The sequence below is a fragment of the Prevotella sp. E15-22 genome, assembly GCF_023204875.1.
Lineage (GTDB): Bacteria > Bacteroidota > Bacteroidia > Bacteroidales > Bacteroidaceae > Prevotella.
In genome coordinates this window covers 694,024-710,853 of the sequence record NZ_CP096247.1, presented here as the reverse complement: position 1 = coordinate 710,853, position 16,830 = coordinate 694,024, and the positions used below count along the sequence as shown (strand labels likewise).

The window sequence follows — 16,830 nt, the reverse complement described above, 5'->3', positions numbered from 1 at the left end:
AAGGAAAACCATTCGGTTATTCGGCAAAAATGTAGTAATTTTGCAGACAAATTATATATAATGAAAACTTTAAGATACGTCTGCGCAATAGCAATTATAGTCGTCACCACCCTTTCCATACTCACATCTTGCAGTGGAAAGGATGACAAAAACCAGAATAAAATTCCCCCTAAAAAGGTGTGTACCCATGGCGACAGCCTAGCCCTTGCCGCCAGGTTCTCGGGCGATTTCGAGCACTTCCTTGCCGTGACCGACAGTCTGGCCGAGGCAGGCGAGCTCTCGCCGATACGCGCCGACGGCTATCGTGGCGTGGCCTATTTCCAGATGGGACAAATGGATAAGTGCATCGAAACCTTCCGTCGCGTCGTCGAAACAGAGAATCCCCCTGCCGAGGATTTCTGGGAATATGTTCATGCAGGCACCAACCTCGTGATCATGCTGACCACCGATCGCGACTATGACAACGCCATGCGTACGGCCCTCCTACTGATTGAGAAGCTTGAGAATGTGGACAGCCCTGACTGTGCTGGCGAGCTGCAGACGCTCTATCTCTGTCTGGGCGACACACAGATGATGCTGGAGCGCCATAAAGATGCCGCCCAGAGCTATAACGAGGTCTATAAGTGGGTGCTGCAAACGCCCAACGACTCGACAAACCGTCCGTTGGCTGCCAGCATTGAGACCTTAGAGAATATCGCCGTCAGCCACCTGAACCATCACATGGACGAGGCTGGCGTATGGGTGGATCGCATGGACTCGCTGGTAACACTCTATGAGCAGCAGCCCAAGGTGATTGAGAAGGAGGTAAAGGCACTGCGCGCCTTGGTAACCCTCCACCGTGCACAGGTGCTTCAGATGCGTGGTCAGGAGGCCGAGGCCGCCCGCTATTATGCCGAGTATACCAAGAGCGACTACGCCCAGCGACTGGATGGACGCATCGATGGCTGCGAATATCTGATGTCGGCCCGTCGCTATGCCGAGGCTGCCGATATCTATACGAACCTTGATCAGTTTATCAGGGAGTGGGGCTATGACTACGACCTGGAGACCATCGGTCATAACCTGCTGCCAAAGTTCCGAGCCAACTATCTGTCTGGCCGCAAGGACTCTGCTTTGCGCGTGGCCATGCAGATAGCCGAGGTCTATGATTCCGCCCTGGTGCGACAGAAGCGCAACGAGAGTGCTGAGCTGGCCACCATCTACGACACGCAAGGCAAGGAGCGCAAGATTCTGGAGCAGCGTGCCGAAAACCGTCTGATGACGGCCATCAGCATTGCCGTTACCTGCCTGGCGCTGCTCATTCTGGCTTTCGCCGTCTATATCTTCTATCAGTGGCGCAACTCGAAAAAGAAAAATCGTGTGCTCGTGGATCAGATTAACGAAACACTGGAGTATAAAAAGAAGTATAGGGAGCTAAAGCAAAAAACTCAGACCTCCCCCCTGCCCCTCCCTGAGATGGAGGGGAGTGTAAACTCGCAAGACGAGATAACCAATGATAAACATGTGGAGGAAGTAACGACATCCCTCCCTCTCAGGGAGGGGCAAAGGGGTGTGTCTTCTGTCATCATCTCTGATATGACCGAGCTCACCGACGAACAGTTGTTCCTCTGCCTGCGCGACCTCATTGAGAACGAGCAGCTGTTCCTGAAGTCTGATTTCGGACGCCAGACACTCATCGAGCATACAGGTCTTTCAAAGGAACGCATCGGTGCCGCCTTCGCTCAGGGAAGCAATAGTGTATCACTGCCAGCCTATGTTCGTGAGTTGCGTCTCGACTATGCCGCCCGACTGATGAACGACCAGCCCGACATTGCCGTTGAGTTGGTGAGTCAGGCCAGCGGTTTTGCCAATGCCGACACCTTCACACGCAATTTCCGTGCGAAATTCGGCATGACGCCAACCACCTATAAACAAACACTAAACTGCGATAAATAGCCGACGATTCGTCGCCATCGTCCGACGAACCGTCTTTTTATCCGACCATTTGTCTGAAACCACCCGACCATTTGTCTGTGCTCTTGCGAGTACAGACTTTTTGTTATATCTTTGCAATCGAAAACAACCGACATATCTAATTACCTAAATCCTAATAACGACTAATACCTTTTGAAAGACTCCGATCGCAGTGCATAGTAAAAAAATTCTGCGGCCCTTGGTTCCGAACCAGCATCTATCAAAAGAAAAGATAGTTGCATGGTTTGGGATCATCGGTAAAAAAAAGAAAACACAATTAAGAATTATAACACGATATATATACCATATGGAAACGACAGTAATGATGATTCTAATGGCTTCAGCCTTGTTGGTGCTGGCCATTGTTGTAGGACTGTTGGTCATTCACCTACTTCATAAGAGCGATGAGTTGAAAGAGAAAAACGACGTCATCGTGCGTGAGGTACGCCGCAACCAACAGCTTATTGATCGTGCCGTGCAACTGGGTGTGAAGCGTGGAGCGATGCTTTCATAACAAATATCAACAGATGAGGTGATGTACCTAAAAAATATCGTTTATAAATCATCTATTCCGATTATTCTTAGTACCTTTGCACCGTCAAAACAACATTGCAATGGTCTATAAATACGACTTCTTGATTATAGGAGCTGGCGTGGCAGGTATGAGCTACGCCCTGAAAGTGGCACGCGCAAACAAAGGTAAGGTGTGCCTCATCTGTAAGACCTCACTTGACGAGGCCAACACATCGTTTGCACAAGGCGGTGTGGCATCGGTGACCAACTTGGCCGTCGACGATTTCGACAAACATATTGAAGATACCATGATTGCCGGCGATTATATCAGCGACCGCGCTGCTGTGGAACAGGTGGTTAGAAACGCACCTGAGCAGATTAAGGAACTGGTACAGTGGGGTGTCAACTTCGACAAGAAGGAGGATGGCACCTTCGACCTGCATCGCGAGGGCGGACACTCTGAGTTCCGCATCCTGCACCATGCCGACGATACAGGTGCCGAGATTCAGCGCGGCCTGATGGAGGCTGTGCGCAACAACCCCAACATCGACATTAAGGAGAACCACTTTGCCGTGGAGATTATCACCCAGCACCATCTGGGAGCAAAGGTGACACGCCGCACACCTTATATTAATTGCTATGGCGCCTACGTGCTGAACCCTGAGACCGAGAAGGTGGACACCTATCTGTCGAAGGTTACACTGATGTGCACAGGTGGCTGCGGTGCTGTTTATCAGACCACCACCAACCCTGTGATTGCCACTGGCGACGGCGAGGCCATGGTATATCGTGCCAAGGGAACCGTGGCCGACATGGAGTTTGTACAGTTCCACCCCACAGCCCTCTACTCGCCTGGCGAGACACATCCTGCCTTCCTGATTACGGAGGCCATGCGTGGCTATGGCGGCATTCTGCGCCTGCCCAATGGCGAGAGCTTCATGGAGAAATACGACGAGCGCCTGTCGCTGGCTCCACGCGACATCGTGGCGCGCGCCATCGACAAGGAGATGAAGATTCACGGTCTGGACCATGTCTGCCTGGACGTGACGCATAAGAACCCCGTTGAAACGCGCAAGCACTTCCCCAACATCTATCAGAAGTGCCTGTCTATGGGCATCGACATCACCACCGATTATATCCCCGTTCGCCCTGCAGCCCACTATATGTGTGGTGGCATCAAGGTTGACCTGAACGGTTGCTCAAGCATTGAGCGACTCTATGCCATTGGCGAATGCTCGTGCACTGGTCTGCATGGTGGCAACCGACTGGCATCCAACTCACTTATCGAGGCTGTGGTCTATGCCGATGCCGCTGCCAAGCACTCACTGGAGCATGTTGACCTGTACGACTTCAACGAGAAGGTGCCTGAATGGAACGACGAGGGCACGCTGACAAACGAGGAGAAGGTGCTCATCACCCAGAGTGTGAAGGAGGTGGGCGAGATTATGTCGAACTACGTGGGTATCGTCCGTTCCGACCTGCGTCTGCATCGTGCCTGGGTGCGTTTGGACACACTGTATGAGGAAACCGAGAATCTTTTCAAGCGCGTAAAAGCCACCAAGGACATCTGCGAGTTGCGCAACATGATTAACGTGGGCTACCTGATTACGCGCTTCGCCTTGGAGCGCAAGGAGAGTCGCGGACTGCACTATACCATCGACTATCCGGCTCATGCCTATGATAAGGAATAAGTAAATACCATCATAACACATTTATTTGAGGCTCGACGCGCTTTGCGTTGAGCTTTTTTTATCTAAAATTACGCACTTCCCGTGGTACCATGGGGTTGGTACTCTCAGTACCAACCCCTCTGGTATTTTCAGTACCAACCCCCTTGGTACTCTCAGTACCAAAGCTTGGTAGCGTCAGTACCAAGCCTTGGTAGCCACACTACCAAGCGTTGGTAGGCAGGCTACCAAGCCGTGGTAGCGTGGCTACCAAAGGGCGGTAGTATGAATACCAAGCAGCGGTATCGTGCATACCAAAGATTGGTAGTCACGATACCGCTGTATGGTATCTTAGAAAAATATGTTTTCGGAAGATCCGAACTGGATTATAACTTAGCCAGTTCGAGTACTTTATCGACAGCAGCACTGAGTCCGTCAACACTCTTACCGCCTGCCTGGGCGAAGTGAGGCTGACCGCCGCCACCACCCTGAATGAGCTTAGCAGCTTCGCGCACCATCTGACCAGCATTCAATTGGTGGTCGCTCACCATGTCGTCGCTCATCATGATAGAGAGCTGGGGCTTGTTGTCGGCGTGCGTACCCAATACACAAACGAAAGAACCGTCGACAGCAGCGCGAATCTTGAAGGCCAGGTCCTTGGCAGCAGCAGGCGCCATGGGCAGAACGGCTGTAATCACCTTCACGCCATTAACCTCGCGAGCCTTCTCGACCAACTGCTTGGCAGCGCGCTCTACGGCCTGTGCCTGGAAGCCCTCAATCTCCTTCTTCATAGAGTCGTGCTCCTCGATATACTTCTTGATGACACCCTGCAGGTCCTTGGCATTATTAAAGAATGCCTTCACGGCGCGCAGCATATCCTCGGTTTGATACAGCAGTTCCTCACACTCCTTACCAGTCTTGGCCTCGATACGGCGGATGCCGGCAGCCACACTGCTCTCAGAGATAATCTTGAAGAAACCGATGCGACCAGTGCTGCTGGCGTGAACACCACCACAGAACTCGCATGAGGGTCCGAAGCGAACCACACGCACCTTGTCGCCATATTTCTCGCCGAAGAGGGCGATGGCACCCAACTTCTTAGCCTCGTCGAAAGGCATATCGCGATGCTCGTCGATGTGGATATCCTGACGAATCATATCGTTGACCATGCGCTCCACCTCACGAATCTGCTCGTCGGTGACCTTCTCGAAGTGAGAGAAGTCGAAACGCAGGGTGTCAGGGCTAACGAAAGAACCCTTCTGCTCTACGTGGTCGCCCAGCACCTGCTTCAAGGCATAGTCGAGCAAGTGGGTAGCAGTATGGTTGGCAGCGCTGGCGTCGCGCTTATCAGTATCAACACAAGCCATGAACTGAGCAGCAGTATCCTTTGGCAACTGCTTCACGATGTGTACGCTCTGGCCGTTCTCGCGCTTGGTGTCGATGATTTCGATGGTCTCGTTCTCAGAAACCAGAACACCCTGGTCGCCCACCTGGCCACCCATCTCGCCATAGAACGGTGTGTTGTCAAGAACCAGCTCATAGAACTCGTTCTTTTTCTGAGTCACCTTACGATAGCGCAGGATGCGGCACTCATACTCAGTATAGTCGTAACCAACGAACTGCTGTTCGCCGGCTGCCAGCTCTACCCAGTCTGAGTTCTCGACAGCAGCGGCATTACGAGCACGGTCCTTCTGCTTCTGCATCTCGGCATTGAACTGCTCCTCGTTGACAGTAAAGCCATTTTCACGGCAAATCAACTCGGTCAGGTCGAGAGGGAAGCCATAGGTATCGAACAGGCGGAAGGCCTGAACGCCGTCAAGTTCTGTCTTGTTATTGGCCTTCAACTGCTCCATAGCATCGTTCAGCATGCCGATACCCTTCTCCAAAGTACGCAAGAAAGAGTCCTCCTCTTCCTTCATCACCTTGGCGATGAGTGTCTGCTGAGCCTTCAACTCTGGGAAGGCGTCGCCCATCTCCTCAACGAGTGTGGGCAGGAGCTTATAGAGGAATGCCTCCTTCTGACCAAGGAAGGTGTAGGCATAACGAACGGCACGACGCAGGATACGACGAATCACGTAGCCAGCCTTGGCATTAGAGGGCAGCTGACCATCGGCAATTGAGAAGGCAACGGCACGCAGGTGGTCGGCGCAAACACGCATGGCCACGTTGATATCGTCCTGTTCCTTGGTGATGGGCTTCTCTGTCTCCTCCTCGAAGGTGAAGTACTTCAGACCAGTGATCTGCTGCTCGGCCTTAATGATGGGCTGGAACACATCCGTGTCGTAGTTAGAGTGCTTGCCCTGCATCATGCGAACCAAGCGCTCGAAGCCCATACCTGTATCAATCACATTCATTGACAGGGGCTCGAGTGAACCATCAGCCTTGCGGTTGAACTGCATGAACACGATGTTCCAAATCTCGATAACCTGAGGATCGTCCTGGTTCACCAGCTCACGACCGCTCTTGCCGCTGGCCTTGCGCTGCTCTGGGGTACGAGAGTCAACGTGAATCTCTGAGCAAGGACCACAAGGACCTGTATCGCCCATCTCCCAGAAATTATCGTGCTTGTTGCCGTTGATGATATGGTCGGCAGGCACGTGCTTGGCCCAATACTTAGCAGCCTCGTCATCACGAGGGATATTTTCTTCAGGTGAGCCTTCAAATACGGTTACGTAAAGATCCTCTGGATTCAGTTTCAGCACATTAACCAGGTATTCCCATGCCATGTCGATGGCACCCTCTTTGAAGTAGTCGCCAAAGCTCCAGTTACCAAGCATCTCGAACATGGTGTGGTGATAGGTGTCGTGACCTACCTCCTCCAAGTCATTGTGCTTACCAGAAACGCGCAGACACTTCTGTGTATCGGCACGGCGACGGGGCTCTGGGTCGCGTGTACCCAGGATAATATCTTTCCACTGGTTCATACCCGCGTTGGTGAACATCAGCGTGGGGTCATCCTTGATTACCATCGGTGCAGAAGGCACGATGGCATGCTGTTTCGACTCAAAAAACGTCTTGAACGAGTCGCGAATCTCTTTAGCGGTCATCATTGTTTCTTTACTTTTTTACAATTTGGGTGCAAAATTACAAAAAAATGGTGAATAAACGATGACGAATTAAGAATAATTTCGTATCTTTGCACACAAATCACAAGGATTTATGGCACTGAACCTGAATAAGAATTTGAAACTCTATTACTCCATCAAGGAGGTGGCCGAGATGTTCGACCTCAACGAGAGCACGCTTCGTTTTTGGGAAACGGAGTTTCCTTATCTGAAGCCGAAGACTTCAGGTCCCAACAAGGTGCGCCAATATACCCAGAAGGACATAGAGCAAATCAAGCTGATTCACAACCTTGTGAAAGTGCGTGGTTTCAAGTTGGCCGCAGCCAAGAAGATTATTACTGCCAACCGCGACGGTGCCGACAAGAAGGCCGATGTGCTAAGCCGTCTGATGGCTGTACGCGACGATCTGCAAGCCCTTAAGAAACAGTTAGATGGACTGCAATAATCCATCAAGAGTCATAAAAAAAAAGGTCCCTAAGTTCATTCGAAACTTAGGGACCTTCACTTTTACTATTTAATCTTCATAGAGCTCACGCGCAATGGCAATGGGCAATCTCTTTCTCTTAAACTCTGAGTTGCGATGACGGTTCAGCACACGCTCCACCGTGTCGGCGCCATAGACCTTGTTAAGGCGCTCCACCTCGGCAGTCTGAGCCTCGGGCTCATCCTTCTTACTGATATAGCTTTTCAGGATGTCGTCCACCTCCTCATAGGTATGACCAGGAGCAATCTGAGCCATGTCGCCACCAGCCGACACGCCATTACCATCGGTTGGCATGATGTCGTAGGCCGACTTCAAAGCCTGATAGCGTGCATCGTTTGTATCTGTGAACACCTCAGTGAACAGATACTTACACAAAGCATACACCTCGTGCTTCCACAGACCGCCAATAGGATTATAATCGGCCACATCACCATGGATGGTCCAGAAACCCAGATAGTGCTCTGTGAGGTTGTCGGTATCCATCACCATGCCGCCAGTCACTGAAGCGATATTATACAGATAGATCATGCGCAGACGAGCCTTGATGTTACCCTGAGAGAGAGCCGTCGACGCATAATGTTGCTCACAGGTAGCCTTCATCAGCAGATACTGTGCCTGCAGATTTTCTACCCAATACTCTGTACAGAAAGCCTTCATAGCCTTGCTGGCCGAGTCGTTCTCCTCGACAGAATTCGTGGTGCAAGGCATGCTCACGCCAATGAACTTCAAGTCAGGATTACGCTTAACCACCTCATGACAAACGGCTGCTGTTACAGTTGAATCAATACCTCCTGAAAGACCTAACACCATAGTCTTTAGACGATGATCGGCGAGATACTTTGATGTCTCAGCAACCATCGTTTCAAAAACTTTTTTGTAGTCCATAGTGATTGTGTGTTAAAAAAATTGTTAATTAATTTATCACATGATTTGTGAAATCTCCTTTAAATCATCGACCTCCTTGAGACTATCAATGATCTCGCGAACATCATCACGATCGTGCACTCGCAGATCTATGGTGCCATCAAAGATGCCATCCTCCGTAGTGAACGTCAGCTTGCGAATATCGACACTTAACTGGTTTGAGATGACACGTGTCACCTCGTTGACCAGTCCGCGACGGTCAATGCCTGCCAAACGTATCGTAGCATCGAAGAACAGTTTCTTGTGCATATCCCATTTCACATCGAGGATACGGTTGCCATAACTTGCCTTCAACTTATTAGCAACCAGGCACGTACGCTTATGAAGTTCAATGCAGTTGTTATTATCTATATAGCCCAGCGTATCGTCGCCAGGAATAGGATGACAGCAGTCGGCAAAGATATACTGACGGATGTTATCCTCATTGATATAGATTGGTTTCTTGCGGTTAAAGTCCTTTGAAACGACGAACAGTTCAGGTTTCGCCACCTCTTCCTCAGGCTTCTTTGCCTTGACAAAAGGTACGAATTTACGCCATCCACCACCATTCTCAGGTTTCTTGGCGTGTCTTCCCTTCAGTTCGTCGACATCCTTTTCTCCCAAGAGAATGACATTGTCGCCAATGGCCTGGAACAGCAGCTCACGGCGCGACACATCATGAAACTTACAAAGACGGTCAATGACTGACAACGTGGGTTCAAAGCCGTTCTTCTTGAGCCAGGCATGTAGTCTATCCTCGCCCTTCTTCTGGATTTCACGACTAGAACGGCGCAAGATAGCCTGAATCTTAGCCTTGGCCTTAGCCGTCGATACGAAATTGATCCACGATGGTTGCACATGATGCGATTTGGAGGTGAGGATCTCCACCTGGTCGCCACTCTTCAATCGATGACTCATGGGCACCAGCTTATGGTTCACCTTAGCACCAATACAATGCGAGCCCAGGAAGGTGTGAATAGAGAAGGCAAAATCGAGTACTGTACAATCGGCAGGCATCGTCTTGATCTCGCCCTTAGGCGTAAAGACAAAGATTTCGCTGGCAAAGAGGTTCAGCTTAATAGCATCGAGAAAGTCCATGGCATCAGGCTGAGGATCATCAAGAATCTCCTTGATGGTGCGCAGCCATTCGTTCAACTCATTCTCATCCTCAGTAATCTCGCCCTCAGCGCCATCCTTGTATTTCCAGTGGGCTGCCAATCCCTGCTCGGCAATCTCGTTCATACGATCCGAGCGAATCTGCACCTCAATCCAATGACCCTGTTTCGACATCAGTGTCACATGAAGTGCCTGATAGCCATTGGCCTTAGGATGACTGAGCCAGTCGCGTGTTCGATCAGGATGACTCTTATAGATTTTCGTCAGTGCCACATAGATGTTAAAGCATTCGTTGATTTCCTCCTCACGCACCTTAGGCGTAAAGATGATACGCACAGCCAGGATATCATAGATCTCATCAAACGTCACATGCTTCTTCTGCATCTTATTCCAAATAGAATAAGGCGTTTTCACGCGTTCGCGAATCTCGTATTCAATACCCATCTTATGCAGCACATCCTTGATAGGTGCGATAAACTGGTCGAACGACTCATGTCTGGAGACACGCGTCTCTTCCAGTTTCTTCTCTATAAAGGCATATTCCTCTGGATGTTCGAACTTAAAACTTAAGTTCTCGAGCTCCGACTTGATTTTATAAAGACCCAGTCGGTGGGCCACGGGTGCATACAGATAGAGTGTCTCGCCTGCTATCTTGTATTGCTTATTGGCAGGCTGTGAATCCAGCGTGCGCATGTTGTGCAGACGGTCGGCTATCTTAATCAAGATAACACGGATGTCCTCGCTCATGGTGAGCAGCAACTTCTTGAAGTTCTCTGCCTGAGCAGAAGCCTGTTCACCAAAGATGCCACCACTGATCTTCGTCAGACCATCAACAATCTGCGCGATCTTCGGACCAAACATGTTCTCGATATCCTCAACAGTATAGTCCGTATCCTCCACCACATCATGGAGCAAGGCCGCACAGATACTCGTAGAACCCAGTCCTATCTCAGAGCAAACAATCTGAGCCACAGCAATGGGGTGCATGATATAAGGTTCACCAGACAGACGGCGCACACCCTTATGAGCCTGACGGGCAAAGTTGAATGCCTTTGTAATCAGGTCCACCTTTTTACGATGGCGTGAGTTCAGGTAGTCGTTTATCAGTCTTTCAAACGCATCATTAATCAACTTATCATCTACTGCGTCAAGTTTCATCTGCTCATCATCCATAGCCATTCCTCCTTATACCATATTATATATAACTAGCGTACTCTCAGTTTCTGTCCTGCACGAATATTGTTATTACGCAATCCATTCAGTTTCCTGATCTTCGAAGCTGTTGTCCTGTACTTCCTGGCCAGTCCGCCAATCGTGTCGCCACGTTTAATCGTATGCCACTGGGCACCCTTGTTCGAACGCCTGTCGGCCTTTGCTGGCTTCACCACTTCCTCTTCAACCTCTACGACAAGGCGTTTGTCTGTGGCGCTATTGACAGAGAAGATCGAGTCCTGCATGTCAATAAAGCGAGCCACATCGGCCACTGGCAAACGGATGGCAGAAGGCTTGGTGGCACCAGGCACAATGTCACGACGATATTGGGGATTCAGCGAGCGAAGCATCTGAAGGTCGAAACCACAGGCACTCACCAACTGACTGAAGTTCACATTCTGATTAACCACCACCGTATCTGTCTTCGTGGGCAACTGACTGTTCATGGGACAGATGTTATGCTCGCAATAATAGTTCATCACATAATTGGCAGCGATGAACGCAGGCACATAGCCGCGAGTCTCTCTGGGCAGATAGGGATAAATCTTCCAATAGTCTGTCTCGCCACCAGAACGACGAATGGCCTTGTTAATATTCTCAGGACCACAGTTATAGGCTGCGATAACCAGGTTCCAATCACCAAAGATGCGATAGAGGTCGCGCAGATAACGTGCTGCAGCATACGATGCCTTCACAGGGTCGCGACGTTCGTCAACCAGCGAGTTAACCTCCAGTCCGTAGGCCTTTCCTGTGGTTATCATAAACTGCCACAAACCCGTGGCACCCACACGCGACACAGCCGTGGGGTTCAGTGCCGACTCGATGACAGGCAGATACTTCAGTTCCAAAGGCATCTGATAAGCCTCCAAGGCCTCTTCGAAGATAGGCAGATAGAAGTTGGCTGCGCCCAGGAAGAAGCTTACTGACCTGCGCAGGCGGCCAGTATAGCGATCGATGCACGACTGCACCACATCATTATAAGGCATCTCCATGATGGTAGGCATGCGATGCAAGCGATCCATGAATACCTCTTTAGAGAATGCGGGATTCTCGTTCTTCATCTGACAGTCGTTATCTGGCGTCAGATATGTTTTCGACATATACTGATTCATCAGACTATCCAGGTTGTCTGTCATAGACTCAGGGAACTCAATCTCCTCAAGTCCCTGTTCGTCGACGACCTCAATTTCATCGTCATCCTCGTCTACAACGGTAATCTGGGCCTGCATAGCAGAAGGCCAGCACAGCAAGGCGCCCAAGAGCACAAGACTCTTAGTTGCCTGTTTTGCTATGGTCTCTATTTTCATTCTCATTTCCCTTATTTAGAAGTTTATGCTGCAATTCACGCCCAACGACGTAGCATACAGCGGATTCATTGAAGAATTGTTTCCCATGACCGTGGGTCGTACCTTCAGACTCAGGTCCTTGGAAATGTCGAACGCCGACAACTCAGCATCGACATAGGCATCAATCACCGATACGGCATAGACACCAATCAAGCAGAAGAAGCTCAGGTCGCGCCAACGGCGATACTTATCCTTTCTGCTCTTAAACACCTGCTTATAGCGGTCTTTGTTATCGTCTGTAATCTGCTTACCAAGATGCAGAAACTTATTATAGCTGGCCGTAGTCGGATCGTTGTCCATGATATCCAGATAGGCCTGCGAGTAATCGTGGTACATCATATTGTTCCACATCATCGCATAGACACAGCCCACAAAGCCACCATAAACGATTGGCAGTTTCCAGTATTTCCTATTGTAGATCTGGCCACCGCCAGGAATCACCAAGGCCAGCCACAGGGCCCTTTGCGGATTAGGACGCCACGTGTTCCAGTCGCGCTCGGCCTTCAGTGCTTTAGGTGTTTCGACCACAACCACCGACTTGATATTCTCGATGCTGTCGCTGATAGCCACAGTGTCTACCGTCATGGCGTTATACATCGAATCGATAGCCTGTACGATAGAGTCGGACACCTCATTTTGTGCAGAGGCTGATAAAGGCAAAAGGGTAAAAAGGTAAAAAGGCAAAAAGGCCATGAGCCTTCTCATCTTTCTATTCTTCCTTATACTCTGATTTAACCTCATTATCATTAATCTATCCTATCTTATGTCTTTATTTCTCGAGCAGAGCCAGGATACGATTCAGATCTTCCTCATTAGCGAAGGCGATACTAATCTTACCACTGCCCTTTGCTGTGCATGTCATATGAACCTTCGTGCGCAGATACTTCGTCAGCGAGTCTCTCTTCTCTGTGAGGTGAGCTGCCAGCGGTGTGTTTGTTGAGATGCGCTTACGTGCCGACTGCACATCCTCGCCACTCTTCAGGGCCTGAACCATCTCCTCGACCTTACGTACAGAGTATTGGTTCTTCAGCACATCGCGGAAGAGTTTCAACTGCATTGAGGGCGAGTCGAGCGACAGCAAGGCGCGTGCGTGTCCCATATCGATCTCGCGGTTCTTCAAAGCCATCTGAATCTGGGCGGGCAACTTCAACAGACGCATATAGTTGGTCACTGCTGTGCGACTCTTACCTACACGTTCAGAGATCTTTTCCTGGGTCATACCACTAGTCTCTGCCAAATGTTCGTAGGCCAATGCAATTTCAATGGCGTTCAAGTCCTCACGCTGGATATTCTCTACCAGCGCCAACTCCATCACGCTTTCGTCGTTGGCAGTACGGATATAGGCAGGGATGGCCTGAAGACCAGCCATCTGCGACGCTCTCCAGCGACGCTCACCAGCGATGATCTGATAGTGGTCAGGGGCCACCTGTCGCAGAGTGATAGGTGCGATGATACCCATATTCTGGATACTTGTGGCCAGCTCCTGCATGGCAGCCTCATCAAACTCACGACGGGGCTGGTCAGGATTGGGTTCAATCTGGTCAATGGGAATCTCATTCAGGTTAGAAGATCCCTGTGTCAACACGTCACTCGTATCTATCAGTGCATCCAGTCCGCGACCATTTCCAATATCATCCAGTCCGCGGCCCAGCACGCTCTTATCAAATTTCTTTCTAACGGCCATAGTTATTTTGTCTTGCTGATTATTTCTTTTGCCAATGCTAAATGGTTCTTACTACCTGTTGAGTCTGCATCGTAAAGGATGACTGGCAGACCATGAGAGGGACTCTCAGAGAGTTTCACGTTACGCTGGATAACTGTCTTGAACACCAGCTCTTGGAAGTGACGTTTCACCTCGTCGTAAATCTGGTTGGCCAGGCGCAAACGCGAATCGTACATCGTGAGCAGGAAGCCCTCTATCTCAAGTTTCGGATTCAGTTTCGTCTTGATAATCTTAATCGTATTAAGGAGTTTTGAGATACCCTCCAGTGCGAAGTACTCACACTGCACAGGGATAATCACCGAGTCGGCAGCTGTGAGTGAGTTTACTGTGATAAGTCCCAATGAGGGCGAGCAGTCGATGAGGATATAGTCGTACTCATTTCGAATGGGCTCCAGCAGTTGCTTGATGACCTTCTCACGATTATCCAGGTTCAGCATCTCGATCTCGGCACCCACCAGGTCTATATGACTGGGAATGATGTCCAGTCCCTCAATATCGGTGGTATAGATGGCCTCACGAACGTCTGTGTGGTTAATGATGCACTCGTAGAGCGAGCAATCCACCTCCTTGAGGTCGACACCCAGTCCACTCGACGCATTGGCCTGTGGATCAGCATCCACCACCAGCACAGTCTTCTCCAGCGTGGCCAGCGAAGCAGCCAGATTAATGGTTGTCGTTGTTTTTCCAACGCCACCTTTCTGATTTGCTAATGCAATTATTTTTCCCATTTCTATCCTTCTCCTAATTTGATAATAGGCTGCAAAGATACTAATTTTCCGTGAAACAACGGTTGTTTCACTGCATTTATTTTAATTATTTTATATTTTTGGGTATTTCAAAGAAAATAAGTAACTTTGCACACAAAATTACAAAAAGAATGACAGAAAGACCCCTGATATTGATTTCCAACGACGATGGCTTTCAGGCCAAAGGCATACGTTGCCTTGTTGACATGCTACGTGACATAGCCGACATTATCGTATGTGCGCCCGACTCAGCCCGCTCAGGATTCTCATGTGCCTTCAGTGCCACCACACCCCTTAGACTCACCCTTCAAAAGAAGAGCGAAGGCATTGAGATATGGTCGTGTAACGGCACGCCCGTTGACTGTGTCAAGATGGCTCTGGCCAATATCTGTCAGCGCATGCCCCAGATGGTAATTGGCGGCATCAACCACGGCGACAACGCATCGGTGAACACGCACTACAGCGGCACCATGGGCGTCACATTGGAAGGATGCCTAAAGTTTATTCCCTCGGTGGCTTATTCGCTGTGCGACAACCACGACGACGCCGACTTCGAGCCTTTACGCCCCTATATCCGCAAGTTTACAGAGAAAGTACTGAACGAAGGGCTTCCAAAGGGCATCTGCCTGAACATCAACTTCCCTAAAGGCACATCGTATAAAGGAGTAAAGATGTGTCGCATGGCCATTGGCTCATGGAATAACGAGACCACACTATGTCATCATCCACGTGGTTACGACTATTGGTGGATGGTGGGCCACTATCGCAACGAAGAACCAGAACAGCAGGACACCGATCGCTGGGCCCTGGACAATGGATATGTGGCCATCACGCCCACACAGATTGACGTGACAGCCTATGAGTTTCTGAAACAGAAAGAAGATTGGGAACAATGAAATACTACCTGATAGCTGGCGAGGCCTCAGGCGACCTACACGCCTCACGACTGATGAGAGCCCTCAAGGAACAAGACCCTGAGGCTGAGTTCCGTTTCTACGGCGGCGACCAGATGCTGGCGGCCGGCGGCACCATGGTGAAGCACTACCGCGAGTTGGCATACATGGGCTTTGTACCTGTGTTACTTCATCTGCCCACCATCCTGCGCAACATGCGCCAAGCCAAGCACGACATTGTGACATGGCAGCCCAACGTGGTGATTCTCGTAGACTATCCAGGCTTTAACCTCGACATTGCGAAGTACGTTAAAGCCAACACACAGATTCCTGTTTATTATTATATCTCGCCAAAGATATGGGCATGGAAGGAGTATCGCATCAAGAACATCAAACGCGATGTTGACGAACTCTTCTCCATTCTGCCTTTCGAGGTGGACTTCTTCGAAGGAAAACATCACTACCCCATTCACTATGTGGGCAATCCCACTGCCGACGAGATAAAGGAGTTCCTCAAGGAAAAAGACAAGAAGGAAGAGCCAAGAGGTGAAAAGCCTATTATTGCCTTGCTGGCCGGCTCGCGTCGCCAGGAAATCAAGGACAATCTGCCCACGATGATTAGGGCTGCACGGAAATTCGAGAAAAACTACGAACTGGTATTGGCAGGTGCGCCTGGTATCGACGAGGAATATTACAACCAGTTTATCGGTGGTACTGGTGTGCGACTAGTAAAGAACCAGACCTTCGACCTGCTCAGCAAGTCGCATGCAGCCTTGGTTACCAGTGGCACTGCCACATTAGAGACTGCTCTCTTCGGCGTTCCCCAGGTGGTGTGCTACGAAACGCCCCTACCCCAACTCATTGGCTGGCTTAGAAAGAAGATTCTGAAGGTGAAATACGTATCACTTGTGAACCTCATTGCCGACAGCGAGGTGGTGCCAGAACTGGTTGCCGACACCTTCTCACAGCAGAACATCGAGACGAATCTCGAGGCTATCCTCAGTGGTTCTGAGCGTGAGCGCATGCTGGCAGGCTACCAGGAGGTGTGGGCTCGCCTTGGCAAAGAGAATGCGCCTAAGAACGCTGCAAAAATCATGATTGAACTACTCAGCAAAACAATATAGTTTGACTAAGAGAACAACATAGATAACAAGACAAAGTAATATAGATACAAAATAAAAGTGACTTGGTTTTGAATGCAAACCAAGT

At 49.9% G+C, this 16,830-nt stretch carries 13 protein-coding genes; 6 read left to right on the top strand and 7 right to left on the bottom strand.

Annotated elements, in window-relative coordinates; all coding sequences use genetic code 11:
* Positions 1 to 60 precede the first annotated feature (60 nt).
* The 3 genes from M1D30_RS02675 (at position 61) to nadB (ending at position 4,157) form a co-directional block, all read left to right on the top strand.
* Positions 61 to 1,935: a helix-turn-helix domain-containing protein gene (locus M1D30_RS02675; protein WP_248505996.1), complete on the top strand. Its 1,875-nt coding sequence runs from the start codon at positions 61 to 63 to the stop codon at positions 1,933 to 1,935.
* A gap of 325 nt (positions 1,936 to 2,260) precedes the next feature.
* Positions 2,261 to 2,467, top strand: a complete 207-nt coding sequence (locus tag M1D30_RS02670; RefSeq protein ID WP_248505995.1) for a hypothetical protein — start codon at positions 2,261 to 2,263, stop codon at positions 2,465 to 2,467.
* A 100-nt stretch (positions 2,468 to 2,567) separates the two neighbouring features.
* On the top strand, positions 2,568 to 4,157 hold the full coding sequence (nadB, locus tag M1D30_RS02665; RefSeq protein WP_248505994.1) for an L-aspartate oxidase: 1,590 nt from the start codon (positions 2,568 to 2,570) through the stop codon (positions 4,155 to 4,157).
* Between the two features lie 362 nt (positions 4,158 to 4,519).
* On the opposite strand, the gene alaS is transcribed toward nadB, so the two are convergent.
* On the bottom strand, positions 4,520 to 7,183 hold the full coding sequence (alaS, locus tag M1D30_RS02660) for an alanine--tRNA ligase (RefSeq protein WP_248505993.1): 2,664 nt from the start codon (positions 7,181 to 7,183) through the stop codon (positions 4,520 to 4,522).
* A 109-nt stretch (positions 7,184 to 7,292) separates the two neighbouring features.
* Between alaS and M1D30_RS02655 the strand changes: the two genes are divergently transcribed.
* On the top strand, positions 7,293 to 7,643 hold the full coding sequence (locus tag M1D30_RS02655) for a MerR family transcriptional regulator (RefSeq protein WP_248505992.1): 351 nt from the start codon (positions 7,293 to 7,295) through the stop codon (positions 7,641 to 7,643).
* Positions 7,644 to 7,712: 69 nt separating this feature from the next.
* Here M1D30_RS02655 and nadE read toward each other — a convergent pair whose 3' ends face one another.
* The 6 genes from nadE to M1D30_RS02625 form a co-directional block, all read right to left on the bottom strand.
* Entirely contained in the window at positions 7,713 to 8,567 is an 855-nt protein-coding gene (gene nadE, locus M1D30_RS02650; RefSeq protein WP_248505991.1) for an NAD(+) synthase, read from the bottom strand.
* 36 nt (positions 8,568 to 8,603) lie between these two features.
* Positions 8,604 to 10,874: a bifunctional (p)ppGpp synthetase/guanosine-3',5'-bis(diphosphate) 3'-pyrophosphohydrolase gene (locus tag M1D30_RS02645; RefSeq protein WP_248507727.1), complete on the bottom strand. Its 2,271-nt coding sequence runs from the start codon at positions 10,872 to 10,874 to the stop codon at positions 8,604 to 8,606.
* A 32-nt stretch (positions 10,875 to 10,906) separates the two neighbouring features.
* The gene (locus tag M1D30_RS02640; RefSeq protein ID WP_371874164.1) at positions 10,907 to 12,226 is read right to left on the bottom strand and encodes a transglycosylase SLT domain-containing protein; all 1,320 of its coding nucleotides are present in this window, start codon (positions 12,224 to 12,226) and stop codon (positions 10,907 to 10,909) included.
* 9 nt (positions 12,227 to 12,235) lie between these two features.
* Positions 12,236 to 12,964 carry a DUF5683 domain-containing protein gene (locus tag M1D30_RS02635; RefSeq protein ID WP_248505990.1) on the bottom strand — a complete coding sequence of 243 codons (729 nt, stop codon included), beginning with the start codon at positions 12,962 to 12,964 and terminating at the stop codon, positions 12,236 to 12,238.
* 64 nt (positions 12,965 to 13,028) lie between these two features.
* Positions 13,029 to 13,943, bottom strand: a complete 915-nt coding sequence (locus tag M1D30_RS02630; RefSeq protein ID WP_248505989.1) for a ParB/RepB/Spo0J family partition protein — start codon at positions 13,941 to 13,943, stop codon at positions 13,029 to 13,031.
* 2 nt (positions 13,944 to 13,945) lie between these two features.
* A complete protein-coding gene (locus M1D30_RS02625; protein ID WP_248505988.1) occupies positions 13,946 to 14,710 on the bottom strand; it encodes a ParA family protein in 765 nt (254 codons plus the stop codon).
* 149 nt (positions 14,711 to 14,859) lie between these two features.
* On the opposite strand from M1D30_RS02625, the gene surE reads away from it, so the two are divergent.
* A complete protein-coding gene (surE, locus tag M1D30_RS02620; protein ID WP_248505986.1) occupies positions 14,860 to 15,624 on the top strand; it encodes a 5'/3'-nucleotidase SurE in 765 nt (254 codons plus the stop codon).
* Positions 15,621 to 16,745, top strand: a complete 1,125-nt coding sequence (gene lpxB / locus M1D30_RS02615; RefSeq protein WP_248505985.1) for a lipid-A-disaccharide synthase — start codon at positions 15,621 to 15,623, stop codon at positions 16,743 to 16,745. The genes surE and lpxB overlap by 4 nt, the downstream gene beginning before the upstream one ends.
* The last annotated feature ends 85 nt before the right edge of the window (positions 16,746 to 16,830 follow it).

Excerpts from the sequence above, each read along its gene's own strand:
- surE (WP_248505986.1), top strand. The coding sequence starts at position 14,860 with ATGACAGAAAGACCCCTGATATTGATTTCCAACGACGATGGCTTTCAG.
- M1D30_RS02675 (WP_248505996.1), top strand. The coding sequence starts at position 61 with ATGAAAACTTTAAGATACGTCTGCGCAATAGCAATTATAGTCGTCACC.
- lpxB (WP_248505985.1), top strand. The coding sequence starts at position 15,621 with ATGAAATACTACCTGATAGCTGGCGAGGCCTCAGGCGACCTACACGCC.
- alaS (WP_248505993.1), bottom strand. The coding sequence starts at position 7,183 with ATGATGACCGCTAAAGAGATTCGCGACTCGTTCAAGACGTTTTTTGAG.
- M1D30_RS02645 (WP_248507727.1), bottom strand. The coding sequence starts at position 10,874 with ATGGATGATGAGCAGATGAAACTTGACGCAGTAGATGATAAGTTGATT.
- nadE (WP_248505991.1), bottom strand. The coding sequence starts at position 8,567 with ATGGACTACAAAAAAGTTTTTGAAACGATGGTTGCTGAGACATCAAAG.
- M1D30_RS02630 (WP_248505989.1), bottom strand. The coding sequence starts at position 13,943 with ATGGCCGTTAGAAAGAAATTTGATAAGAGCGTGCTGGGCCGCGGACTG.
- M1D30_RS02670 (WP_248505995.1), top strand. The coding sequence starts at position 2,261 with ATGGAAACGACAGTAATGATGATTCTAATGGCTTCAGCCTTGTTGGTG.
- M1D30_RS02640 (WP_371874164.1), bottom strand. The coding sequence starts at position 12,226 with ATGAGAATGAAAATAGAGACCATAGCAAAACAGGCAACTAAGAGTCTT.
- nadB (WP_248505994.1), top strand. The coding sequence starts at position 2,568 with ATGGTCTATAAATACGACTTCTTGATTATAGGAGCTGGCGTGGCAGGT.
- M1D30_RS02625 (WP_248505988.1), bottom strand. The coding sequence starts at position 14,710 with ATGGGAAAAATAATTGCATTAGCAAATCAGAAAGGTGGCGTTGGAAAA.
- M1D30_RS02635 (WP_248505990.1), bottom strand. The coding sequence starts at position 12,964 with ATGAGAAGGCTCATGGCCTTTTTGCCTTTTTACCTTTTTACCCTTTTG.
- M1D30_RS02655 (WP_248505992.1), top strand. The coding sequence starts at position 7,293 with ATGGCACTGAACCTGAATAAGAATTTGAAACTCTATTACTCCATCAAG.